At 46.8% G+C, this 24,863-nt stretch carries 25 protein-coding genes; 22 read left to right on the top strand and 3 right to left on the bottom strand.

Annotated features, from left to right (window positions below):
• Positions 1 to 58: 58 nt before the first annotated feature.
• The 3 genes from menB to ESE_RS0110290 all read left to right on the top strand — a co-directional run bounded on the left by menB (position 59) and on the right by ESE_RS0110290 (position 4,778).
• The gene (menB, locus tag ESE_RS0110300; protein WP_010375035.1) at positions 59 to 877 is read left to right on the top strand and encodes a 1,4-dihydroxy-2-naphthoyl-CoA synthase; all 819 of its coding nucleotides are present in this window, start codon (positions 59 to 61) and stop codon (positions 875 to 877) included.
• Between the two features lie 81 nt (positions 878 to 958).
• The gene (locus ESE_RS0110295; RefSeq protein WP_010375033.1) at positions 959 to 2,410 is read left to right on the top strand and encodes an o-succinylbenzoate--CoA ligase; all 1,452 of its coding nucleotides are present in this window, start codon (positions 959 to 961) and stop codon (positions 2,408 to 2,410) included.
• Between the two features lie 118 nt (positions 2,411 to 2,528).
• A complete protein-coding gene (locus ESE_RS0110290) occupies positions 2,529 to 4,778 on the top strand; it encodes a MucBP domain-containing protein (RefSeq protein ID WP_080553244.1) in 2,250 nt (749 codons plus the stop codon).
• Between the two features lie 249 nt (positions 4,779 to 5,027).
• On the opposite strand, the gene gloA2 is transcribed toward ESE_RS0110290, so the two are convergent.
• Positions 5,028 to 5,408, bottom strand: a complete 381-nt coding sequence (gloA2, locus tag ESE_RS0110285; RefSeq protein WP_010375031.1) for an SMU1112c/YaeR family gloxylase I-like metalloprotein — start codon at positions 5,406 to 5,408, stop codon at positions 5,028 to 5,030.
• A 184-nt stretch (positions 5,409 to 5,592) separates the two neighbouring features.
• Between gloA2 and ESE_RS0110280 the strand changes: the two genes are divergently transcribed.
• The 8 genes from ESE_RS0110280 to ESE_RS0110245 all read left to right on the top strand — a co-directional run bounded on the left by ESE_RS0110280 (position 5,593) and on the right by ESE_RS0110245 (position 13,221).
• Positions 5,593 to 6,288: a response regulator transcription factor gene (locus tag ESE_RS0110280; protein ID WP_010375030.1), complete on the top strand. Its 696-nt coding sequence runs from the start codon at positions 5,593 to 5,595 to the stop codon at positions 6,286 to 6,288.
• A gap of 125 nt (positions 6,289 to 6,413) precedes the next feature.
• Positions 6,414 to 7,526: a sensor histidine kinase gene (locus tag ESE_RS0110275; RefSeq protein WP_010375029.1), complete on the top strand. Its 1,113-nt coding sequence runs from the start codon at positions 6,414 to 6,416 to the stop codon at positions 7,524 to 7,526.
• Positions 7,527 to 7,673: 147 nt separating this feature from the next.
• Positions 7,674 to 8,753, top strand: a complete 1,080-nt coding sequence (locus ESE_RS0110270; RefSeq protein WP_010375028.1) for a bifunctional glycosyltransferase family 2/GtrA family protein — start codon at positions 7,674 to 7,676, stop codon at positions 8,751 to 8,753.
• A complete protein-coding gene (locus tag ESE_RS0110265) occupies positions 8,743 to 9,636 on the top strand; it encodes a phosphodiester glycosidase family protein (RefSeq protein ID WP_010375027.1) in 894 nt (297 codons plus the stop codon). The genes ESE_RS0110270 and ESE_RS0110265 overlap by 11 nt, the downstream gene beginning before the upstream one ends.
• An 11-nt stretch (positions 9,637 to 9,647) precedes the next feature.
• Positions 9,648 to 10,028 carry a hypothetical protein gene (locus ESE_RS0110260; protein WP_010375026.1) on the top strand — a complete coding sequence of 127 codons (381 nt, stop codon included), beginning with the start codon at positions 9,648 to 9,650 and terminating at the stop codon, positions 10,026 to 10,028.
• A gap of 316 nt (positions 10,029 to 10,344) precedes the next feature.
• Positions 10,345 to 11,781, top strand: a complete 1,437-nt coding sequence (locus ESE_RS0110255) for a carbohydrate-binding domain-containing protein (RefSeq protein ID WP_010375025.1) — start codon at positions 10,345 to 10,347, stop codon at positions 11,779 to 11,781.
• Positions 11,782 to 11,795: 14 nt separating this feature from the next.
• Positions 11,796 to 12,542: a polyphosphate polymerase domain-containing protein gene (locus ESE_RS0110250; RefSeq protein WP_010375024.1), complete on the top strand. Its 747-nt coding sequence runs from the start codon at positions 11,796 to 11,798 to the stop codon at positions 12,540 to 12,542.
• Positions 12,535 to 13,221 (top strand): DUF4956 domain-containing protein, encoded by a 687-nt coding sequence (locus ESE_RS0110245; RefSeq protein WP_010375023.1) that lies wholly within the window; start codon positions 12,535 to 12,537, stop codon positions 13,219 to 13,221. Before ESE_RS0110250 ends, ESE_RS0110245 begins: the two co-directional genes overlap by 8 nt.
• Positions 13,222 to 13,263: 42 nt before the next feature.
• On the opposite strand, the gene ESE_RS0110240 is transcribed toward ESE_RS0110245, so the two are convergent.
• Together ESE_RS0110240 and rpiA are read right to left on the bottom strand one after the other, a co-directional pair.
• Positions 13,264 to 13,833: a DUF805 domain-containing protein gene (locus ESE_RS0110240; RefSeq protein ID WP_010375021.1), complete on the bottom strand. Its 570-nt coding sequence runs from the start codon at positions 13,831 to 13,833 to the stop codon at positions 13,264 to 13,266.
• Between the two features lie 95 nt (positions 13,834 to 13,928).
• Positions 13,929 to 14,627: a ribose-5-phosphate isomerase RpiA gene (gene rpiA, locus ESE_RS0110235; protein ID WP_010375019.1), complete on the bottom strand. Its 699-nt coding sequence runs from the start codon at positions 14,625 to 14,627 to the stop codon at positions 13,929 to 13,931.
• 142 nt (positions 14,628 to 14,769) lie between these two features.
• On the opposite strand from rpiA, the gene mutY reads away from it, so the two are divergent.
• The 11 genes from mutY to ESE_RS11705 all read left to right on the top strand — a co-directional run bounded on the left by mutY (position 14,770) and on the right by ESE_RS11705 (position 24,658).
• Entirely contained in the window at positions 14,770 to 15,867 is a 1,098-nt protein-coding gene (gene mutY / locus ESE_RS0110230; RefSeq protein WP_010375018.1) for an A/G-specific adenine glycosylase, read from the top strand.
• Positions 15,868 to 15,968: 101 nt separating this feature from the next.
• The gene (rihC, locus tag ESE_RS0110225) at positions 15,969 to 16,886 is read left to right on the top strand and encodes a ribonucleoside hydrolase RihC (RefSeq protein ID WP_010375017.1); all 918 of its coding nucleotides are present in this window, start codon (positions 15,969 to 15,971) and stop codon (positions 16,884 to 16,886) included.
• Positions 16,887 to 17,033: 147 nt separating this feature from the next.
• The gene (gene rsmG, locus ESE_RS0110220) at positions 17,034 to 17,753 is read left to right on the top strand and encodes a 16S rRNA (guanine(527)-N(7))-methyltransferase RsmG (RefSeq protein WP_010375016.1); all 720 of its coding nucleotides are present in this window, start codon (positions 17,034 to 17,036) and stop codon (positions 17,751 to 17,753) included.
• Between the two features lie 13 nt (positions 17,754 to 17,766).
• Positions 17,767 to 18,537: a ParA family protein gene (locus tag ESE_RS0110215; RefSeq protein WP_010375015.1), complete on the top strand. Its 771-nt coding sequence runs from the start codon at positions 17,767 to 17,769 to the stop codon at positions 18,535 to 18,537.
• The gene (locus ESE_RS0110210; RefSeq protein ID WP_010375014.1) at positions 18,524 to 19,432 is read left to right on the top strand and encodes a ParB/RepB/Spo0J family partition protein; all 909 of its coding nucleotides are present in this window, start codon (positions 18,524 to 18,526) and stop codon (positions 19,430 to 19,432) included. Before ESE_RS0110215 ends, ESE_RS0110210 begins: the two co-directional genes overlap by 14 nt.
• A gap of 15 nt (positions 19,433 to 19,447) precedes the next feature.
• Positions 19,448 to 19,642 (top strand): DUF951 domain-containing protein, encoded by a 195-nt coding sequence (locus ESE_RS0110205; protein ID WP_010375013.1) that lies wholly within the window; start codon positions 19,448 to 19,450, stop codon positions 19,640 to 19,642.
• Positions 19,643 to 19,665: 23 nt separating this feature from the next.
• The gene (gene ychF / locus ESE_RS0110200) at positions 19,666 to 20,769 is read left to right on the top strand and encodes a redox-regulated ATPase YchF (RefSeq protein ID WP_010375011.1); all 1,104 of its coding nucleotides are present in this window, start codon (positions 19,666 to 19,668) and stop codon (positions 20,767 to 20,769) included.
• Between the two features lie 12 nt (positions 20,770 to 20,781).
• Entirely contained in the window at positions 20,782 to 21,507 is a 726-nt protein-coding gene (locus ESE_RS0110195) for a DUF1129 family protein (protein WP_010375009.1), read from the top strand.
• A gap of 26 nt (positions 21,508 to 21,533) precedes the next feature.
• Positions 21,534 to 22,223, top strand: coding sequence for a response regulator transcription factor (locus ESE_RS0110190; protein ID WP_010375006.1), 690 nt, complete (start codon positions 21,534 to 21,536; stop codon positions 22,221 to 22,223).
• Between the two features lie 42 nt (positions 22,224 to 22,265).
• Positions 22,266 to 23,387, top strand: a complete 1,122-nt coding sequence (locus ESE_RS0110185) for a sensor histidine kinase (RefSeq protein ID WP_010375005.1) — start codon at positions 22,266 to 22,268, stop codon at positions 23,385 to 23,387.
• Positions 23,388 to 23,392: 5 nt separating this feature from the next.
• Positions 23,393 to 24,658, top strand: coding sequence for a D-alanyl-D-alanine carboxypeptidase family protein (locus tag ESE_RS11705; RefSeq protein ID WP_010375003.1), 1,266 nt, complete (start codon positions 23,393 to 23,395; stop codon positions 24,656 to 24,658).
• The last annotated feature ends 205 nt before the right edge of the window (positions 24,659 to 24,863 follow it).

Below are 24,863 nucleotides of genomic sequence, written 5' to 3'. Positions count from 1 at the left end.
AAGCATATTTTGAGACCAAGGGAATTGAAACTCGAAATTCAGAAAGTGAGATATATAAATGACTGTAGAATGGACAACCATCAAAGAATACTCAGAAATTTTGTTTGAGCGTTCGGATGCGGTGGCGAAGGTTACGATGAACAATCCAGCCCGTCACAACGCCTTTACACCGGTAATGGTGCAAGAGATGATCGATGCATTTTCAATGGCGCGTGATGATGCCTCAATTGGAGTTATCATTTTGACGGGAGCTGGTGATAAGGCATTTTCATCTGGTGGTGATCAATCAGTACGTGGTAACGGTGGTTACGTGGGACCAGACCACATTGCCCGTTTGAATGTGCTGGACTTGCAACACTTGATTCGTATTATTCCAAAGCCAGTCATTGCGATGGTCAAGGGTTGGGCCGTTGGTGGTGGAAACATCTTGCAATTGGTTGCCGACCTAACGATTGCGGCTGACAACGCCATGTTTGGTCAAACTGGACCAAAGGTTGGTTCATTTGACGCAGGTTACGGTTCAGGTTACTTGGCCCGTGTTATCGGTCACAAGCGCGCGAAGGAAGTATGGTTCTTGACGAAGTTCTACACGGCTGATGAAGCGTACAGCATGAACTGGATTAACCGCGTTGTGCCTTTGGCTGAAGTTGAGGATGCCACGATGGAATGGGCAAACGAAATTTTGAAGAAGTCACCAACTGCTATCCGTTTCATTAAGGCAGCAATGAACGCTGACACGGACGGTTTGGCTGGTTTGCAACAATTCGCGGGTGATGCCACGATGTTGTACTACACGACGGACGAAGGTAAGGAGGGTAAAAATGCCTTCCTTGAGAAGCGTGAGCCAGACTTTACGCAGTTCCCTAAGTTCCCATAAGCGGCATTTTTAAAGACAAAAGAACAGACGCCCCGCATCAATGATTTTGTGATGTGGGGCTTTCTATTGAAAGGAAGCACAATGGAAAATTGGCTAACCAAGCGCGCGAATTTAACGCCCGCCCGGATGGCGATTCGGTTTGGTGATGCAACGCTCACCTTTGCTGAAATGCGCAAGCGGGTGTTGCAGATTGCAGGACAAATCGCGAAACATGTGGATGATAATGAGCGCATTGCCTTAATTACGCCCAATAATTTAACGGGTTACCTTATGATTTTAGCGATTCAACAACTTGATAAGACGGTCGTGCTGTTGAATCGCCGGTTGTCACCTCGTGAAATGGCCTTTCAACTAGCAGATGCTGCAATCACAACGGTTTTACAAGATGATGCCTTTGTTGGCGAGTTGGCGAATGTTCACCAGCTTAACTTTTCAGCGATTTTAGCAACTGAAGCGGAACCAATCACGCCAGTTGCGGCGTTTGAATTAGATAAAGTGACGTCAATTATGTATACCTCGGGTACCACCGGTAATCCCAAGGGTGTCATGCAAACGTTTGGGAATCACTTCTATTCAGCAGTTGGTTCAGCGCTCAATTTGGGGCTGACGCCAAATGATGTCTGGCTTGCGGCGGTTCCAATCTTCCATATTAGTGGGCTGTCAATTATGATGCGCTCATTGATTTATGGAATGGGTGTTGTGCTATATGAACGTTTTGATGTCGAACGGATTAACCAGGAATTATTAACAGGTCAAGTGACAACCATCTCAGTGGTCCCAGTCATGTTGAAACAGTTATTGGCTCAGCTACCGGCAGGAGCTGTCTACCATGAACGTTTCCGGACCATGTTGCTTGGTGGCGGACCAACTGATTTAACGACTTTGGAAAAAGCGACGGCTGCCGGCATTGAGATTGTGCAATCATATGGGATGACTGAAACAGCGTCGCAAGTGATTGCACTGGATGCAAGCAGTGCAACGCGCAAGTTGGGATCGGCGGGGAAGCCTTTATTCCCGGTTGAAGTGCGAGTCCAAAAAATTAATGATGCTGACAAAGTCGGTCGCATTCAAATCAAGTCGCCAACCTTAGCGGTGGGTTATCTTAATCGCCCAGATAAGTATGCCGAGGCGTTTGTCGATGGCTGGTTCGATACCGGTGACATGGGTTGGTTGGATGATGAAGGCTTTTTGTACGTTGAAGGGCGTGAAGGCGATATGATTTCGTCAGGTGGTGAAAACGTGTTCCCTGACGAAATCGAATCGGTCTATGGTGAAGCGGATGCGATTGCCCAAATGTCAGTCGTTGGTATTCCAGATGATCGTTGGGGTGCTGTCCCGGTCGCTTTTGTGATGTTTAAAGGCGAACAAACGATGGATTTTGAGGCGTTACGTAACTTTGGTCGTGACCGATTGGCCCACTATAAAGTGCCGGTACGATTCTTTGAGACGGAAACTTTCCCCCGAACGGCTAGTGGCAAGATTCAACGCCACAAATTGCGGGATCAACTGACGACCGCACAAGAAATTAAATAACAAAAGCAGAAGCGATATAGCGAATTGGTCTATGTCGCTTCTTTTTTGTTCGCTAGACTGTTCGTAATGGACTTACGTATAATGATCGAAGTTGATTTTCGTCCGACAAACAGGGGGTATGGGAGTGCGAATGGCGTTGATGAATGAATGGTCAGTGGGACAAATGCCCAAATTAGGGCTTAAAGGGCCAACGGTACTATTGGGTGTGACAATGACGGTGTTGGGGATAATGCCGGTAGTTCGAGCGGCAGAACAAGACAAGGTCACCATGATGGTGGCACCTAATGTGGCAACTCGCGACCCTAAAAATTGGGATTGGTCTACCGATAATTTAGTAGCACGAACTGTGACGACAACGGTTAGTGGCGCCGTTAATGCCGCCGGGACGGTTTTGCCAGCTGGTACAAGTTTTGTGCAAGTGGCTGATGCACGAATTGTGAATGGATTTGCAGTGGGGCTAACCATTGATAATACCACCGGCCAATACCAGGCCGGTGACACGATTACGATCCCGTTGTATGGTGAAATGATTTCGGATAACACGGTTAATCGCCAGCGATATGATTTGGTGCGCGCGAATGGTGTGTTACAACATGATAAACAGATGATCGGGGCATATGAAGTTGTGGGACAAGCGTTACGGCTGACACTACAAGCAACCCCGATTGGACGGGTGGATTCACATTTAACGATTACCGGATCGACCGCGGCGCCACTGCCGGAAGCGCCAATTTGGGCAGCGAAAACCGGGTCCGCTCGCATCGTGTTCGGCCAGACTGAAGTTGTGGGCCATTTTGCATTCGCATCACGTTTTCAGACTGATGCGCCGGGCGTCGCAACGCAACATATTTTTACCAAAAGTGACCAGATGGGGGTTGGTAGTTATTACCAAGATGATGGGTATATGAATGCCTTGTTACGTGGGGATGCGACTAAGACGGCCCAAATTCGCGAAAATGACCAGTTTGCGACCAGTGATTTAGTGCAAATTCAACAGGTGAAAATTGAAGCGGGTACGGTGTTATCAGTGAATTCGTCGTCCGGCTACTCGACGTACTATGTGGTCGATAAAAATAAAAATGGTGACTACCAAGCGACAGTCATTTCAGCGACCACCCGTCAAATGAATACCGAACCGACTTACGCGCAAACGTTCGTGACCATTGATGGGGCTGCGTCAGACGAAACGATTGCGCGTGAGTTGGCACGAAATGGTCGCGGCGCGTACACGACGCGACTGAACGATGATGGCTCGTATACTTTGGCCTATAATATGGGGAATCCATACACTGAGTGGGGCATTGATAATTTTCATGATGGTTCATTCTCGACATTTTTGCAGCAACATCAGGCAACGGGGGCGTTGACATTAGCCGACCTAAAACAGCTTGACGCGAATATTGGCCGGGCTGGTGGTGACCACCCGTCAGAGGGGACAGGGTCACATGGGCACCAGTTCTATCTCCGGTTTGCTGATAACACAGCAGTTAATGCGGCCGTTAGCGTCCTGAAAACGTATGATGGTAACGGTGACTTGTTGGCGGTCGCCGCGCCGTTGTATGCCCAAACCACGCCGGATGTGGTTGATATTAATGGTCAAGCCCGTTTGAAGGTGTTTCACGTTGATGAATTTGGCCATGAAGTCGCGCCGACCGAAACAACCATTGCTAATCCAGGAACGGCCTACGCGACGACAGCTAAAACCTTGCCGGCTTATCGCATGGTTCGGGTGACAGATAATGCCCACGGACATTACGGTAAAGCCAATGAAACCATCGCGGTTGTGTATGTGTACGATTCATACGTCGAAGAAACACCTGCTGAAATAATTGCGGGGGATGACGATGGCGACGGTGATCGCACAGAACATGGCATTCCGCTTGATGATGATGTCGCGATGACACCTGCAGTTGAAATTGACCATGAGGATAAACAGCCTAAAATAATTGGCCCAGTTGAAACGCCCACACCAGTTAGTGTGCCAGTTGAACAGACACGGCAAGTGCCACGTCGACGAGTGACACTGCCGTCCGTTCGTGTAACACCGCCAAAACAAGATGTGCTGACACGTCGATTAGTGACGCCATCTCAACCAGTATTGCAACCGGCCCAGTCGGCACCGCATGAAGTAACGGCACGGCCAGCGAAGTTAGTGGCCCAGAATGCGCGTCGCCCGAATAACTTAGTTAATCAGAAACTAAACCCAGCGCCAAGGCCTGTAGCAACTCTGCCGGAAATGGTTACGCAGGCGCCTACACCAGCGTTACCAGCAACGGATTTTGCGGCGACGCCATGGCTAACTTGGGCCGGGCTGGGTCTGTTAACAACAGTAGCCGCCGTGGGTGTTATTCAGCAGAAAAAAGAATGACTTTCATACTTGAATTTCCAAAATTAGGGTCTATAATTATAGTCAATCTAGGAAAGGGGGTGATACGTTTTGTCAGATTATAGCAATCAAACGATTCGTATCGCCCTTGTATAGGAAACAAGGGCGATACGTAATTGTATTTAGCCCGGTAGGCAACTACCGGACGGCCATGCGGATTGCAATTTAAGAAGTATGGTCGGAAAGGCACCAGGTGGCGAACCTGGTGCCTTTTTCCTTTGGTTTCAAAACCTATTCATGAATTTCAAGCGGTAATCCATCAGGATCAAAAAAGAAGGTCATTTTCTCACCGGTGTAATCATCGGTACGAATGGGCTCACTCTTGATGCCTTGGGTAGCCAAATAGGCGACCGTGTCAGGGACACTGGCAACTTTAAAAGCCAAGTGGCGTAGACCGCGCGCTTCAGGGAACGATGGTCGCGTTGGAAATTTATCACTGATAAAAATCTCGAGTTCCTGTGTGCCAAGGCGCAAATCCAACTTGATATCATTTTTCTCTGGTCGCACGTTTTCGCGAATTACTTGGAAGCCAAGTTTATTAACATAGAAGTTTTTAGTGGCATCGTAGTTTGATGCGTTGATGGCAATGTGGTGAATGGTATCAAATAACATAGTTGTTCCTCCTATTAATCATTCTACCAAGACTTACGGAATGGAAATGATTATAATGAAGGAGAAACCTTAAATATTTAAGGTTCGGCAAAGTTGCCACTATGCCGATTTTAAGGTTCAGTCACTATATTTAAGTCATTAAATACGAAATGAAAAAATCTTTGGGTGCAGCGAGGTTAGTGAGATGGCAGGAAATACGATTAAATTATTGGTAGTTGAAGACGATTATGCATTGAACGATACGGTTCGTGAAACGATTTCAGATCTTGGTGAAGTGACGCAAGTGCATGACGGTGATGAAGGCTGGTACGAGATTGAATCTGGTGTTTATGATGCCGTGGTCTTAGATGTCATGTTGCCAGGTCAAGATGGTTTTACCATTTTGAAGAAAGCCAAGGAGCTTTATCCAACGTTGCCGATCTTGATGTTGACGGCAAAGGGCGAATTGTCTGATAAGATGCAAGGCTTTAACTTAGGCGCCGACGAATACATTACTAAGCCTTTCTATAAGGAAGAATTATTGGCGCGTTTGAAGACGTTATTGCGTCACGCGGGTGTTTTGGGTCAAGATGGCGCTTTGGAAGTTGGGAATGTGCAAGTTTTCATCGATCAACACCGGGTTCTCGTTAATAATGAAGAAATTAGTCTGCAAGGTCGTGAATTTGGTCTGCTGGTTTACCTTATGCAACACGTTGGCCAGATTGTGACAAAGGATCAAATTTTTGATCGTTTGTGGGGCTTTGACTCAGATACGTCATTGACGGTTGTTGAAGTTTACATGTCAAACCTTCGTAAGAACTTGCGCAACGCGGATGCCCAAGTAAACATTAAGACGTTGCGTAACGTGGGTTACACCCTAAATGCAGCGACGGAAGCTTAATGGTGCCAACTGAAAAACAGTCGAAAATCGCCGTGATGCTTGAAAAAATCAGGGCGTTTTTCGCGAAAATAAAACTACCCAAGTGGTTGCAAAGAATCCGCGCTTCGCTACCGCAACAGGTGAAGATGACTATTTTGATGGTCGTCGGTTTTACGATGGTGTTCTCGTTGATTGGGACGTTTACTATTAGCCAGTTCCGGGTCGTGATGTACGGCAATGCGCAGGAACGTGTCGAAAAGGCATTTGCCCCGCAAAGTGGGTTTGACCGGCCGTTGCAAACTGCCCAAGTGACTGACTATGTCCAAACGTTCCAAGATGCGTTGGCGTTGAAAGAAGGCAAGGTTTATTTGAAGTCATATCGGGGTAGTTGGTACTTTTTCTACCGGCATGGTGATCAAATGGCATTTGTTGATGTGACGACCGAACACGAGATGGTTGATGCGTTCCAGAATCGACTGGTATGGATTTTCGCACTGTCTGAAATTGCGTTGTTATTGATGGCGATTGCGTTAACTCGGGCCAATATGCGACCAATTATGCGTTCGTGGTCACAACAACGGACGTTCGTGGCTGATGCCGCCCACGAATTTAAAACGCCAATGACGGTTATTCAGAATAACTTGGAACGGATGCTTGAACGGCCAAATGACACGGTGATGGACCAAGTGGAAAACGTCGCGAATGCGTTAACCGAGGTCCGACATTTGAATAATTTGACCGGTGACTTGCTGACGCTGTCGCAAGCTGACGCTGATGTGCCATTGTTTGCGTTTGCCGACGTTGATTTGGCCGCCATTGCGCGTGAAGTCGGTGATATTTATGAATTTAATGCTGAAGAAAAGGGCCAAACATTGTCGGTTGATGTACCAGAAACGTTGCCGATGGTCGGGGATGCCCAACGTCTGCGCCAATTATTGGTGATTTTGACTGATAATGCGCAAAAGTATGCTGGTGAAGGTGCTAACGTTGTGATTAGTGCGAGTGCGGCTGGTAATAATATTAAATTGCAAGTTTCTGATACTGGTAAAGGCGTGCCGGATGCCGATAAGCAACATCTGTTTGATCGTTTTTACCGTGTTGATAAAGCGCGTTCCCGTTCAACGGGTGGGCACGGTCTTGGACTAGCGATTGCCAAGTGGGTTGTGCAGGGGCACCGTGGTTCGATTGAAGTGCTTGATAATCAACCACATGGGACAGTCTTTAGTATGACGATGTCGAAAAACCAAAAATTAAAATAAATCAGGTGTTGCGAACGCTCGAATTTTCCGATTAACGGTTGGATAATTCGAGCGTTTTTGCGTTTAAGATTTGTTTGTGGCTGGTTGAAGTTTCGCTTCGGTTACAAATCATAAGATGTTCCACGAACAGAAAGCGAGGAACTGCTTATGAAGATTGAACAAACAGGGACCCATGCCGTGATTGTTATCCCGGCATTTGAACCAACTGAAAATTTTATTACTGTTATGATGGCAATTCGCAAAGTGTCACGTCGCCCGGTTGTGGTGGTTGATGATGGATCAGGCATTCACTTCCAAACCATATTTGGTCAAGTGGCAGAGTTAGGCGCTGTTGTTTTAACTCATGAGACCAATCGGGGGAAGGGCGCCGCTTTGAAAACAGCGATTGGTTATGTCCAACAACATTTTCCAAACAGTGTCGGGATGGTGACGGCCGATTCAGATGGCCAACATGCGATTGACGATATCGTTCACATGGCGGAGGTGTTAGAGGCTGGCGAACAAGGTCTTGTGTTGGGCGTTAGAAATTTTGAAAAAGGGCAAGTGCCGGCAAAGTCGTATTGGGGGAATACCATTACGAGTAAGATGACGAAGTTGGCAACGGGTCTGACGATTCCGGACACACAAACGGGTTTACGCGGGCTACCAATGGCGATTTTACCTGCAATGGCTAATGTGCAAGGAGAGCGTTTTGAATACGAGATGAACATGCTGCTTGAATTAAAGTCGTTGCAAATCAAGCTGACGATGATTCCAATTCAGATCATTTACGAAGGGCAAAATGAAGGAACGCACTTTCATCCAGTGCGTGATTCGCTCTTAGTCTATCGACGTTTCTTGAAATTTGGCTTGTCTTCGTTAACTTCAGCCGGCGTTGACGTACTGTTATTCGCATTGTTGTTAATGACCGTGTTTCATAATGCGTCAACAGGAACATTGTTGCTAGCCTCTGTACTAGCGCGTCTGGTTTCTGGCGTTGTTAACTTCAGTTTGAATCAGCGCTGGGTGTTCCGAAGTCAGAATGTCGCGGGTGATCGTCGACGATATCTCATCCTATTTAGTGTTCAGATGATTTTGTCGGCTGTGCTATTACAACTTGTTGATACGGTTATTCCGCATCCAATTCCTGTGAAAATCATGGTCGATGTCATTATCTTTATTGGTAGTTACCTGATTCAAAAGCAACTAGTATTTAAGCAACGTCAGGAGCAAATTCATGAGTCGTAAATTAAATTTAATAACCGCAACCATCTTAACGCTTTATACGAGTTTCACGTTGGTAGATACGTTTATGCTGCAACACTCTGGTACGGCCATTGCAACGAGTACAAAGCAGGTCAAGACGACGGTTAAAAAAGAAACGAGCTCGGTTAAGACGACTGCAACGTCGTATGAAGATAGTCATATGAAAATTAAGGTCACAACAGAACGAGTATCTGGCACGAGTGTTTATGTGGCAGATATTACGGTCGATGATCCGAGTTTATTGCAGACTGCCTTGGCTAATAATACGTATGGCCGAAATTATACAGAAACCACGTCATCGATGGCGAGTGATCATCAGGCAATATTTGCCATTAATGGTGATTATTACGGCTTCCGCGACACAGGATATGTCGTTCGAAACGGTACGCTGTACCGTGATACAGCTGCTGCGGACACGGATGCGTTAGTGATTGATAGCGATGGCAATATGAAGTCAGTTAATCAAACTGATACTAGCGCTAGTACATTACTGAAGGATGGTGCGCAGCAAGTTTTGAGTTTCGGACCGACCCTTGTAGAAAATAGTAAAGTGACGGTTTCTGAATCTGAGGAAGTCGGGCAATCGCAGGCGTCAAACCCACGGACGGCCATTGGTCAGGTGGGTAAGAATCACTATATTGTCGTGGTTTCAGATGGTCGTACGTCAGAATCAACTGGTCTGTCGCTCTATCAGTTAGCTAATGTGATGGCCGATCACGGTGCGACCTACGCTTATAATTTGGATGGTGGTGGCTCATCAACAATGGTTTTGAACGGTAAAGTGATTAATAATCCAGTTGGTGGTTCTGGTCAGTCATCCGAACGTGCAGTGTCAGATATGCTGTATTTTGGTTACGCAAATTAAAGGAGCAAAAGATGCAACGATATAAAACGGTCCTAAAATGGGTAGGCGTTTCAATTTTTATTTTTATCTTCCATCTTGTGTATAATCATTTTGGTCATGGTGTGCAATCAGCGAGCCTGAATTGGGCGTGGTTGATACCGTTAATACCCGCGTTGATCCGTGGGACGCTGATTTTAACGAAAATCGATGTCACCTGGCAACTCGCGCTACAACGTTTTTGGCAATGGTCGAATTTGGCGATTTGGTCAATAACAATCTGGTTAGTCCTGCAAGGTATCTTGACGATTGCGGGAACGGGCTCTCAATATCTATACGGTTATGGTATTTTTGCCGTCTTGTTCTGGATTATTGGCGTCGGTGGCGGGTTGAAACAGCGATCTAAAGGTAATTAAAGGTGCGTAAGGCCACCAATCTACCGATGTGAAATCGGCCGATTGGTGGCCTTTTAAACGTGTTCCGAAAGGCTGAACCCTTAATATAACGCCATTTGACCCACTTACACCTCTACGCTGCGCGCCAAGGCATAAGCGGGTCAAACAACGTTATCATCAGGTTCAAAGCGCCTTTCGTCTCACTCTTTTTTTAAACGTGTTCCGAAAAGAATCGTCATTTTTTGTTCAAAAAATTTAAGGTTCATATCAGCCCAGTTAAGTCGTTGTTTAAGCTTTCTCCCGCATAGTAAAGATACTTAATCACGAGGTAATAATTATGACAACGAAGAAAACAATTGCAACGCTTGCGTTGGCAGGCGTATTAGTAATCGGTGGTGCCGGGTATGCGGTAACGCAGCAATCACAAGGTGATAATCAAACATCGCAAACAGCAAGTTCGTTATCAACTAAAAAGACGAATCTTGCGGTAACGACCAGTTATCCCACGAGTGCTAAAACTGGGGATGCTTCTGGCAAGGTGGCCGCCAAAGGGACTGTTAATTTGTCTAAGATGACAACTTCGGGTGAAGGAGTCAAGGTGTCAGGGAAGACGGTTACAATTTCAAAAGGTGGGACGTACTACTTTACGGGGACGGCAACGGACGCTCAAATCATTGTTGATGCCGGCGACAAGGATGCGGTCACGATTATTATGAATGGCGTTGATTTGACCGCTAGTCAAGGAGCTGCTATTTATGAAAAGAATGCCGATAAGACAGTTATCGAAACGGCCGCTAATTCCGTTAACCTAATTGACGGTGGGACGATTGCCGATACTGATGAGGTTAAAGGGGCTATCTATGCGACCCACGATTTGACGTTTAAGGGTGACGGAACACTGGCGGTGAATGGCGATGCTAAGGACGCAGTATATACCAAGGACGATTTGAAAATTAAATCAGGTACTCTATTTGCCAAGGCAGCTAATGATGGCTTAGTCGGACATGATTCCGTGCATATCACAGATGGAACGGTCAATGTAACGGCTAAGGATGATGCTATCGAATCGAATCAAGACAATGATGAAACCAAAGGGTTAGTTGAAATTAAGGGCGGCGATATTACGGTAGCGACCGGTACTGAATCTGGTAACCATGGTATTTCAGCCGAGCGTAAGTTAGTTATTTCTGGCGGTAAGGTCAAGGTAACTAGTTCATATGAAGGACTGCAGGCAAATGAGATCGACTTGAATGGTGGTGATACAACTATTTCAAGTACGGATGATGCGGTTAACGCATCCGGGAGCTACACGACGCCAATCTTAAATATTACGGCTGGTAAATTGGCGTTCTTAGCTGGCGGTGATGGCTTAGATTCGAACGGTGATGTGAAAATTTCAGGCGGTACAATCAACGCGATGATCAATTCATCGCCTGATAATGAAGCGGTTGATCTTGACGGTACCATGACATTTACCGGTGGGACGTTGCTGTATGGTGGAACTGGTACAGGTGCAACTTTCGATGGCGCTTATGTGAAGCTACCGAACGGTGTTAAAACCGGTGATGCGGTTAAGGTAAGCGATGAATCCGGCAAGGTTATTGCGACGTTTACGGCCAATGCTGACGGTGATACCGTAGCAGTTGCTGCAACGGGTATTACAGCTGGTAATTCGTATCAAGTGAGTGTCGCGGGAACAACGACTGCTGTTACGGCCGGGTCTGGTTTGACAGAAGGTATGGCTGGTGGCCCAATGGGTGGCATGCCGCAATAACGGGGGGAAGAGTCATGCAAGTATTTAATCGATATGAAGTGAAGTATTTAATTACGGCTGATCAGGTCGACAAAATTATTCAGCAGCTACTTAATTCCGGTAAGATGCGACTTGATAAGTATAATCAGGCCGGTGATTGGTACCCGATTCAATCGTTATACTTTGCGTCAATTACGGATGTCGTCTCACAGCAGGCATTGCGGTTGGAATTGAATGAATTTAAACAACGCCTACGTTTGCGAACGTACGGGCCGGCTCGTGCGAGTGAGCCGGCGTTTCTAGAAATCAAGAAGAAGTTCTTGAAGAAGACGTATAAGCGACGCGTAACGGTTGATTATCAAACGGCGACGGCCTTTTTAATGACGCAAGTTTTACCAACGAATCAAATTACGCGCGAGGTGGCTGCGCTGCGGGTCCAACAACAAGACCCGGTGATTAAAATTGCTTACGATCGCGTAGCGTTGCATGCGACCCAGGCGACCAGTGATTTGCGGATTTCGTTTGACCGGAATGTACGATATGACATGGCTGAACTAGATATTGCAACTGAGACGATTGGCTATCAATTATTAAAACCAGGGATGGTGTTGATGGAGATTAAAACCGAGTTGGGGATGCCTAGTTTTTTGCGCCAAATTTTGGGCGAATACAAGCTCCGGCCAACGCGATTTTCAAAATTCGAACGCGGTCTAAAGGATGGGTTTCAACGTCATGCGACTGCGTATCAAATGCTAATGGAAAAGGATTTTACACATGCTTAATTCAATTTTTACAACAACAAGTTCAGGGACGAGCGTCACATTACCGACGTTTATTCTTGCAATGGCGACGGCGATGTTGCTTGGTTTAGTGACTGCGCTTGTCTATCTAAAAACTTATAACTCACGCGTGTCACCACAGAAGTTTTCATTTACGCTGGTTTTATTGCCGGTCGTAATCGCGGTCATTATCATGTTAGTGGGTAATAATGTGGCCCGCGCCTTTTCTTTAGCTGGTGCTTTCTCAATTATCCGTTTTCGTTCAGCACCGGGTGATCCAGCTGAAATTACGTATGTTCTGATGACAATGGCCATTGGGTTGGCTTCTGGGCTGGGTTACCTAGCTTATGCGGTCATTTCGGCAATTATCTTGCTAGTCGCGATGTTGCTGATGAATGTCTTGAACTTTGGCGGTCACGAAACAACCGATCAATTATTAAAGTTGACGGTGCCGGAAGATATGTATGATAAGCAAATGGTAGAAGATGTGCTGAAACAGTACGCGCAAAAGGTTGTGCTCAAGCGTGTTAAGACCACAGAATTGGGTTCGTTGTTTGAGTTACAATACTTGTTGCGCATGAAATCCGGGGTTGATGAAAAAGCGTTTATTGATGCTTTGCGGACAACGAATGGTAATTTGGGTATTGCGATGCAATATAACTTGATTGCCGATGAATACTAATAAATAAAGCGGTTGAGACTTCTGTCCCAACCGCTTTATTTATTAAAGTTCATTATCATCATCGTTGAATGATGATGGCGTCTCGTTTTGCGGACGACCAATCCCAGTGATACCAGCCAGTGAATCAGTGGGCAAAACGGTCAAGATGAAACTAATAATTCCGAATAGTCCAGTGAAACTAAAGGCGATTGCAAAATGTTGATCAGAGTTGACGTTAGACACAACGCCACCCACAGCACTCAAAATCCAAATGACCCAAGCGAGCCAAGTGGCCGTACCGGCGTCGCGGTAACGGCGAATCAATAGCGCGATATTTGGCAAAATCATGGCCAAATACAAGATAGCGCCAATAATTAGAACGGCTGCCAAAATGGGTGTGCTGGTGAACATAAAGTGCACGGCGTCACCAAAATCGGCATGATTAATCACCTTGTCATCAACGTCGTGCAAAGATGCATCAGCCACTAAGGAAGCAACCAACAAGATGACCCAAACTGTCCAAATGATAAATTGCCAGAGGGCCATCCACCAATATTCAGCGCGGGTTGATTGTCCCGTGAAGTTGACGTACCCACGCCAGAAATTTTTAAATGCTTGCCACATTGTCACCATCTCAAAATACCTCCTCATACTTTGTAGGTTCATTTTGTCATAAAAATGAAACAATTCATATAAAAAAGCACCGATTTAACGGTGCCTTAATGATTTTAGATAAGTGGTTGTGGGTGAGCGTCGAAAATTTCGACGTCATCTTGGCGACCAACGACGACGGTGTCCACGATGTTTAGGAACAAACCGTGTTCCACAACACCAACCATGCTCGTCAATTCGCGCCCTAATGTGAAGGGATCCGTAATATCAGCGGGATGTAAATCAATCAAGAAGTTAGCCGAGTCAGTTCGGACAGGGTTACCATTTTGATCCAAACGCCATGAAGGCTTGTAGCCCTTAGCATCCAAACGCTTGAATAGTTGGTCTGATCCGTATGGGATGACTTCGACAGGTAGGTAGTGGGTTAGCTTTGGGGCTAACTTACCTTCGTCGACGACCCAAATGTTACGCGTTGAATTAACGGCAACGATTTTTTCCCAGAGCAGGGCCGCCCCACCACCCTTAATGGCAGCAAAATCAGGATCGATTTCGTCAGCCCCGTCGATTGTTAAATCAATGTGGTCAACGTCATCGATGTTGTGCATCGAGATACCAAGCTTTGCGGCAGTGCGACGTGTCTTGTCAGAAGTTGGGACACCAATGATGTTCAAACCTTCTTCTGAAACGCGCTTGCCAAGTGCTTCAATGACGTATGCAATGGTTGAACCAGATCCGATGCCGACGACCATGCCATCCTCGACAAATTCTGCCGCACGGTAACCAGCCATCTTCTTAAGTTCGTTTGTATCTTTCATGGGGCCAACTTCCATTTCATTAGAATTGTTACTTCTATTATCGCTTATTTAGGCAGGATAAGGCAAATGAGTTCTTATTGAAAAATGGTAAGGACAATCTGGTAAACTGGAATGACGATGAAAAAAGAAAGTGGGATACATCATGATTGACATGTGGGACGAAGATAAAATTCATGATTTTAGAGCGACACTCTTGAATTGGTACGATGAAGCAGGACGGGCAGATTTGCCATGGCGTGAAAACCATGATCCTTACCGGGTGTGGGTGTCAGAAATTATGCTGCAACAAACGCAAGTGCAGACGGTTATTCCATATTTCAATCGCTTTATGTCAATGTTCCCGACACTTAACGACTTAGCTAGCGCACCAGAACAGGCATTGCTAAAGGCTTGGGAAGGGCTGGGTTATTACTCACGCGTACGCAATATGCAAAAGGCTGCTATCCAAGTGCGTGATGATTACCAAGGCGTGTGGCCAGATCATATGGCGGCTTTGGAAAAACTGACAGGAATTGGGCCGTACACAGCGGCAGCGATTGCTAGTATCGCGTTTAATGAACCAGTACCGGCCATTGACGGGAATGCGTTCCGTGTGTTTGCGCGCTTATTCAAAATTGATGCGGACATCGCCCAACCTAAGACGCGCAAAGTGTTCTTTGAACTAGGCCTGCAACTGATTGATCCAGCCCGCCCTGGTGATTTTAATCAAGCAATTATGGATTTGGGGTCATCATATATGAGTGCGAAAAATTTTGATTCGGAACATTCACCGGTCAAGCAATTTAACGCTGCATATGCTGATGGGACGGAAGAATTTTATCCGGTCAAAACAAAGGCGCCCAAGCCTAAGCCAATTACGTATTTTGCGCTGGCGGTTAAGTCACCAGCTGGCTATTTGTGGGAACAACGGCCGGCCGATGGGTTGCTGGCGAATTTTTGGACGATGCCACTCTATGCGTTGACCGACTTTGTTAACGATCCGGATGCTGACTGGACAATTGCAGAAATGATTGCAGCTACTGAGCAGCGTTTGTTGACGGATTACGGCGTTAAAGCAACGCTCACGAAGTTGGCTGGCCGACCAGTAACGCACGTGTATACCCACCAAAAATGGACGGTCACTGTGCTGACGGCGGAAGTAACTGAACAGGATTTGACGCGGGGAACTTGGCGCCCTAAGACAGCCTTGGCTGCTGATCCACAACCTAAAATCCAAGAGAAGATTTGGGCAAAAATATAAGTAAATATTGCAAAAATATACACAAGCAAAATGTGGTAATATGGTTATACAATTTAGACGGGGCGCGTGAGGAATAACCTGACGTTTGAAAGGAAATAACCATGGCACAAAAAATTATGCTTGATATGGATCCAGGAATTGATGATGCAGCTGCGATTGCGATCGCTTTGACTGATCCACAGTTTGATGTTCAATTGTTGTCGACAGTAGCCGGTAACGTCGGCGTAGAGAAGACGGCATTAAATGCGTTGAAACTTGTCGAGTTTTTCGGTGTACAAGAGCAAGTACCAGTGGCAGCTGGTGCGAAAATGCCACTGCTGAAGCCATACGAGGACGCATCATATGTGCACGGTGAGTCGGGCATGCCTGGTTGGGATTTCCCAGCGGTGACGACCCAGCCGGTCGCCCAACATGCCGTTGAGGCGATGCGCGAAACCTTGATGCAAAGCACTGACCAGTTGACGTTGGTTATCACGGGGGCTTTCACGAATGTTGCCTTGTTGTTCCGTATGTACCCAGAGGTTAAAGCGAAGATTGATCGCTTAGTTGTGATGGGTGGTTCGCTCACTGGTGGTAATATGTCCAGTGTAGCGGAATTTAATATTTATACAGATCCACACGCTGCAAAAATTGTCTTTGAGGCTGGCTTGCCAATTGTGATGATTGGTCTTGATGTGACAATGAAAGCATTGCTGTCATATGACAACATCGCCAAGCTGTCAGACGTGAATGAATCAGGGGCGATGCTGCAAGCGGTGTTGCAACATTATGCAGACAACGAAGCCACTGGGAAGCCAATGCACGACGTGAATACGTTGTTCTATCTAGCTCACCCAGAAGCCTTTACGCTAACGGACTATTGGGTTGATGTCATCACTGAGGGTCCGGCCTTGGGCGCAACAGTTGCCGATGTGTTGGGGTCGCATCATGACACAACCAACGTGGCGGTAGCGACGGATATTGATGTACCAGCCTTTAACGCCTGGTTTATGTCAGAGGTCGCAACGTTTATGAAGTAATCTAAAAGGTCATCGCTAACCGTGCGGTGGCCTTTTTAACATCCTGTTTCACGTGAAACAATTACACCGTTAAAACCCGTGCAACTATTGAATAGACGGGCATTTTGCGGTATTCTTTTATTATTGGAATCAGTTTGGAGAATGATAATGAATCCCGAAGAATTTGCGGCGGCATTACGCGAGCACAATGTTGAACTGAATGCACAACAACTAGCGCAATATCAGCAATACTACGAGCGTTTAGTTGCGGTGAATGAGCACATGAACTTGACGGCTATCACAGAACGCGATGAAGTCTACATGAAGCACTTTTATGACTCATTAACACTGGCCTGGGCATACCCAGCTTTGCAAACTGAAGAATTGCACATGATTGACGTGGGTGCTGGTGCGGGCTTCCCATCATTGCCATTGAAGATTGCGTTCCCGCAATTGCAAATCACGATTATTGATGCGTTGAATAAGCGCATTAATTTCTTACGCGATTTGGTCAAGGAATTGGGCTTGGAAGGTGTCACGGTAGAACACGCCCGTGCCGAAGAGTTTGGTAACAAGAACGCACCAGCTCGTGAGCAATATGATGTGGCGACAGCCCGTGCGTTGGCGCGCCTAAATATTTTGGGCGAATTGACATTGCCATTTGTTAAGGTTGGTGGTGTTTTGCTAGCGATGAAGGGTAGCGCCGCTGATGAGGAGTTACAAGAGGCTAAGAAGGCTATCACGACATTGGGTGCCAAAATTGGTGATCAAATCGATGTCAGCTTGCCAAACGGTGACCCACGTTCAGTTATTGTGATTGAAAAGGTGAAAAATACACCAAAGAAGTATCCACGCAAGCCGGGTGATCCGGTTCGTAAGCCGTTGTAGGAAGGGGAAATCAATGGGACACGTTATTGCATTAGCTAACCAAAAAGGTGGTGTTGGTAAAACGACGACCACGGTCAATTTGGGAGCGGCCTTGGCGAGTTTGGGTAAGTCGGTGTTGATTATCGACACGGATGCCCAAGGAAACGCAACGTCTGGATCAGGCGTCCAAAAGTCAAGCATTGAGCAAGATGTCTATGATGTCTTGGTTCACGATGTGCCATTGGCTGATGTTATTTTGTCAACTTCGCACGAAGGCATGGACATCGTGCCAGCAACGATTCGTTTGGCTGGTGCCGAACTAGAATTGGCTCCGGCGATGGCTCGTGAATTACGTTTGAAAAACGCGCTGTCAGGTGTTCGTGAAAAGTATGACTACGTGCTGATTGATAATCCACCTTCACTTGGATTGGTAACAATCAACACATTCTCAGCAGCAGATTCAATTTTGATTCCTGTGCAAGCTGAGTACTATGCGCTCGAAGGACTTGGTCAGTTGATGAACAATATGAAGTTGGTCAAGCAACACTTCAACCCAGACTTGGAAGTTGAAGGGGTGCTGATGACCATGGTTGACCCACGAACGAACTTGTCGGCCGACGTTATTGCGAATGTGCGTGAGTACTTTGGTAGTGATGTGTACGATACCGTGATTCCACGTAATGTCCGTCTGTCAGAGGCGCCATCACGCGGGTTGGCTATTATTGATTACGACCCTAAGTCAAAGGGTTCTGAAGTATACATGGACTTGGCAAAGGAGGTCTTGGCTGCTCATGGCGAACGCTAAGAAGTCAGGTTTGGGAGGCCTTGGTGGTAACGGTGGCGGTCTAGGCGCCCTGTTTGATTCACAAGGTCTTGATACAACCATCGCAACGAACGACTCTGTTCGTGACCTAGCTGTTGATAAAATTGTGGCAAATCCGTTCCAACCGCGACATGTTTTTGATCAAGACGCTCTGCAAGATTTGGCGGCTTCAATCAAGGAAAACGGTGTGTTGCAACCGGTAATTGTCCGCCACAATCCAAAAGACAATGCCCAATACGAATTGTTAGCGGGTGAACGTCGTTGGCGTGCGTCACAATTGGCCGGTATGACTGAAGTACCAGCGATTGTGCGCAAGTTAGATGACGATCAGATGTTGCAAGCGGCCATTTTGGAAAACTTGCAACGTGAAGACTTGACGCCCCTTGAAGAGGCCCAAGCGTACCGCGATATGATGGATGCGTTGAAGTTAACGCAAGAACAAGTGGCCAAGCGTTTGGGAAAGGCCCGCTCAGCCGTGGCCAATTTTCTCCGTTTGTTGAACCTGCCTGATGAAGTGAAGGACCTCCTGAATGCAGGGGATCTTTCAATGGGGCAAGCCCGGACGTTGCTTGGTTTGCGTAACAAGCGTCGTATTGTGCCGGTGGCCAAGCGCGCTATCGCAGAAGGCATGACCGTGCGTCAACTGGAGCAACTGGTTAATAAGTTGAATGAGCAGTCAGATCCAACCAGCAAGGGCGCTGATGAACCATCAGCATACTTGAAGGCGACGACCGCTGCCCTGGAAGATAAGTTTGGTACCAAGGTCAATGTGACGCGTAATCGCAAGGGCGCTGGTAAAATTGAAATTGCATACTTGTCAGATGATGATTTGAACCGCATCTTTGATGTATTGGGCATTTCATTCGATGAGGACTAAGTGGGGGTTGGATAAATGTACAACTTGCATGATATCGTTGAAATGAAGAAGCCACACGCGTGTGGCGCAAATGAGTGGGAAATTATGCGCGTTGGTGCGGACATTAAGTTGACGTGCCAAGGCTGCGGTCACCAAGTCATGATGACACGCCACGACTTTGATAAGCGCTTGAAGCGTATTTTGCGCAAGGCGTCAGAACAACAAGATTAATTTAGAGAGATAGGTATATAAAAATGGCTCTTACAGCAGGAATCGTTGGTTTGCCAAACGTTGGTAAGTCAACTTTGTTTAACGCAATCACCAAGGCAGGTGCCGAAATGGCTAACTACCCATTCGCCACGATTGAACCAAACGTGGGAATGGTCGAAGTGCCTGATGATCGTTTGGCTCGTATCCAAGAATTGGTGCCAGCTGACAAGATCGTACCAACGACCTTTGAATTTACTGACATTGCCGGAATCGTTAAGGGTGCCTCAAAGGGTGAAGGTTTAGGTAACAAGTTCTTGGAGAACATCCGCCAAGTGAATGCCATTGTTCACGTGGTTCGTGCGTTTGATGATGATGACATTACTCACGTTAGCGGTAAGGTTGACCCAATCGACGATATCAACACCATTAACTTGGAATTGATTTTGGCCGATTTGGAATCTGTTGATAAGCGTTATGCGACGGTTGAAAAGAAGGCTAAGCAAGCTAAGGATAAGGATGCTGCGGCAGAATTTGAGGTCTTGGCTAAGTTGAAGCCTGTTTTGGAAGAGGGTAAGCCAGCCCGTTCAATCGACTGGAACGAAGACGAGCAAAAGATTGTACGTGGCTTGTTCTTGTTGACGTCAAAGCCCGTCTTGTACGTAGCAAACGTGGCGGAAGATGATATGGCTGATCCAGAATCATCAAAGTACTTCCAACAAATCAAGGAATTTGCGGCTGCTGAAAATGCTGATGTCATCGGTATTTCAGCCCGTGCTGAAGAAGAGTTGGCCGGCATGGATGATGAAGATAAGGCTGAATTGATGGAATTGCAAGGCATTACGGAACCAGGTTTGAACCGTTTGATTCGTTCAGCCTACCACTTGTTGGACTTGCGGACGTTCTTTACCGCTGGTGGTAAGGAGACGCGTGCTTGGACGTTCCGTGCCGGCATGAAGGCACCACAAGTTGCCGGAGTTATTCACTCTGACTTTGAGCGTGGCTTTATCCGTGCTGAAACGGTCGCTTTTGCTGACTTGGACGAATATGGTTCAATGAAGGCCGTTAAGGAAGCTGGCCGTCGCCGTTCAGAAGGTAAGGAATACGTTGTACAAGACGGTGATATCATCGAATTCTTGTTCAACGTTTAATTGGGGGACTACATGACAGAATCACAAGAAACGCAAGCTCAACCAGCGTTGCCAACGCGTGCCGATTTGGCAACATCTGGTTTGACGAAGCGTAATCAAGAATTTATTTGGCAAATGGTGCAACTCGTTGATGGGGATGCATCAAAGGCCGGTTTGATTGCCGAAGTTGGGGCAAAGTTGTTGGACGGTCAAAAGACGGGTGCCACAGCGAAGCAATTGTTTAACACGCCAGCTGAAGCATTGGGCTTCAAGGCAAAGCAAGCGGCTGAAACGCCTGCCCGTGGTTATGCCACGTACGGCTTCTGGCCATTGATGGTTGATAATGCCATTGCCTTCTTTATGATGTTTAGCTTTATGTTTGGCTTGACGTTGATGTTCAGCAAGGCTAACCAAGCCGGTAGTGCTGGGGCAGCCGGTATCACATCACTTGTTTTGACGTCATTGTTGGGTGGTGTCTTCTTCGCCGCCGTAACGATGACCCTTGCACCAAGCAAGGATGGCGTACAGACACCACTTTGGAAGAAGATTGTGGTTTCTGTTGGTGCGTTTGTCCTTTGGTTCTTGGCATACATGGGCTTCGCCTACTTGCCATCAATCATCAACCCATTGTTGCCAGGTTGGGTCTACTTGATCCTTGCGGTATTGGCCTTCATCGGCTTCCGCTTCTGGCGCGTTAAGACGGGTATTCAAGGTGGATTCTTGGGTAGTGCAACACGTCCACGTCAAGACACGAAGTAAGCACAGAAATCAGTGAGGGATTAGCCATGAAGATTTTGATTGTTGACGATGATCACGAAATTGCTGAATTGCTTGAAATCTACGTGAAGAACGAAGGTTACGAGCCAGTGATTGCCAGTGATGGTAGGGAAGCGATGACAAAGATTCGCACGAACCCTGATATTGGTTTGATTATTTTGGATATCATGATGCCTGATATGAACGGTACGGAAGTGTTGAAGGAAGTTCGTAAGGACAACCCCGTGCCAATCTTGATGTTGTCTGCTAAGTCAGGTGCGATGGACAAGATTCAAGGGTTGATTACGGGTGCGGATGACTACGTAACGAAGCCATTCAATCCGCTTGAAGTGATGGCCCGCGTCCGTGCGTTGTTGCGTCGTGCCCAAAACGGTATGGCACAAGCAACGCCAGAAGTCTTGGACATTGGACCTTTGACGATTAACAAGGATAGCCACGAAGTTAAGACGGCTGACGGTGTTGAGGTTAACTTGACGGCGTTGGAGTTCGGTATCTTGTACTTGTTGGCTTCACACCCAAATCGTGTGTTCAGTGCTGACGACATTTTTGAACGCGTTTGGCAACAAGAATCAGTTGTGTCTGCGAAGACAGTTATGGTGCACGTTTCACACTTGCGCGATAAGTTGGAAGCAGCAACTGGTGGTAACCAAGTGGTCCAAACCGTTTGGGGTGTTGGTTACAAGATTGAAGTTTTGTAAGGTATAGATTTGCATCTATGCAATAGAAAGTGAGAAGTAGGGATGAAACTAAGTGTACTGGATTGGCTCCTGTGGGTGGTCAAGGCAGTCGTTTCGGCCCTGCTTTTTGTATTTATGGGCATTGGGGGCATCTTAGTCACCCGTTCAGCCTGGACAAGTGCCAACTGGCTGCTTGAATTACAAGCAGCTTGGGCGCAACAGCAACCACTCGTCATTATCGTTGGCTTAGTGGTCGTTGTGTTGTGGCTGTTGTTGATTCGCCATTTCTACGAAGCAGTATTGCTTAACCGCTTAATCGAAGCGGTGAGTGATTTGGCACCACGTGTTCGTGATACAGAAAGTGAAGGATTGCCGGAAAAGCGTTGGGGACGTCGATTGCGGCCCCTCGTAACGAATGTAAATGGCGTTTTTGATGCCGCGCAAGCCGCAATGGCTGAAGAACGTGAAATTGAGCGTTCAAAGGACGAAATGATTACGAATGTGTCGCACGATTTGCGGACACCATTAACATCAATTTTGGGTTACTTAGGCCTGATTATTAATGATGAAGATGAAAAGTTAGCACGCAAGGATTTGGTGAAATATGCTAACACGGCCTTTTCGAAGGCGGGCCAAATGAAATCGTTGGTCGAAGATTTGTTTGATTACACACAGGTCCATCAGGTTGATTTCAAGTTACGCTGGGCGCCGTTAGATTTAGCGGCCATGTTGCAACAATTGGCAGTTAACTACGAGTTAGAAGCTAAGAATAAGCACGTTGTTGTCTCAGCGGTTACCAATCCGGATACGATTGAAATGGTTGGTGATCCTGACCGTTTGGCACGTGTCTTTATGAATTTGATCAATAACGCTTTGAAGTATGGCGATGGCGCAACATTTGTGCGGTTGACAGCCAAGACTAACAAAAGCGAAAATTATGTAGAAGTTCGCGTGCAAAATAACGGTGAAAAAATTCCGGCCGATTCAATCAAGCGGTTGTTTGATCGCTTTTATCGGGTGGAGAGTTCACGGAATACTAAGACGGGTGGGACCGGTCTTGGTTTAGCAATCGTGAATGGCGTTGTCGAGGCGCATGGGGGGACGGTGCGAGTTGAATCAGATGATGATTTGACGAGCTTTATTGTCCAGTTGCCTTTACAACCAGAACTAGGAAATGAGGCCTAAGAGATATGACAAAGCGTGTGTGGGCAGGCTTACTGGCGGGAATTCTGTTAGTGACAGGGATTGCTACGTCGGCATCAGCTGCAACGGTGACGCCCAAAGTGGACGCGCAAAGTGCAGTGGTGGCCGATGTGCAGACTGGCCAGGTGTTAGCAGACAAAAATGGTAACGAGCGGATGCCGATTGCCTCAATTTCAAAATTATTGACGGTTTATTTGGTTGAACAAGCCATTAAAGAGGGACGTCTGTCGATGCAGTCACAGATTAAAGTGCCGGCCTCGATTGTCGCCATTAGTAATGAGCCAGCTTTGGCTAATGTGCCACTTAGTACGGAACGTGCCTATACCATTCAAGAGTTGATGGAAATGGCATTGATTAAATCAGCGAATGCAGCGGCGTTAGCATTGGGCTATGCCGTGTCTGGTACGGATACGGGTGTTAACCAACAAATTCAAGATTTGTTAACCAGCTGGGGCATCAAGGATACGACCATTGTATCTGGTGCCGGTTTGACGAACGGTGATATGGGTGCGTTAACGAATCCTAAGCTGGGTGCGGATGTGGAAAATGAACTGTCGGCCCGTGAATTAGCGATTGTTGGTCGTCATTTGGTGACTGATTACCCTGAAATCCAACAAATTACGAGCATGCAAACAGCGGAGGTTCCAAGTGGGGCTACCGGGACGGAAACGATTGAAAACTCAGATAAATTGCTAGCTGATGGCCAAGGATATAAGTTTACCGGTTTGAAAACTGGGTATGCCTTGTCAGTCCACAGTACGTTCATCGGGTTAACAACCTTGGAAGGTCGCCAAGTGGTGACCGTAGTGCTCGGTAGTGACCACACATTCTCCCAAACGGTGGCCATGTTAAACGCGGTTAAGTCGGCGATGACGGTTAAGACCTTGGCTAAGGGAACGGTTATTCAACGGGTGCAAGTTGAAGAAGCGCGTGCCGGGGAAGAACGTTTCCCAATCGCTACGAAGACGGCGGTCTCAATGTTCGTGCCAACCGCATTACGCGACGGCAAACTCAACATGACGATTCGGTCAAATAACGATATGATTGCGCCAATTGCAAAGGGGCACGTTGTTGATCACCAAGAAACGGTTTTCGTTGATGGGGGCACAACAGCCGAACGTAACGCAGCGAATGACTATTTAGCAAGTCCGCCTAAGGTAGATTTGATCATGACCCGCGATGTTGCACAAGCATCACAAGTTGTACAATGGTACCGCGATGCGAAGCGCGTCATCATGAGCCTATTTGAATAAATACCAAAAAAGCACAACGCCTAATGCAGGTGTTGTGCTTTTTGAATTTGGTTAACATATGTCGTGCTACTGCACGAGCAACAGGCCTGACTTTGACTATCAAAGTGTTGAGAAGGGGAAACATGAATGGACGTGCACCCCTAATCAATGATAATCAAACAAATAGAGACTATCTTGGCTGCTGGCATGGGGGTGGGGAAGTGGC

Source organism: Weissella cibaria KACC 11862 (genome assembly GCF_000193635.1).
Taxonomy (GTDB): Bacteria; Bacillota; Bacilli; order Lactobacillales; family Lactobacillaceae; genus Weissella; species Weissella cibaria.
The sequence above is the reverse complement of the archived record's forward strand: the minus strand, read 5'-3'. Positions and strand labels throughout refer to the sequence as shown.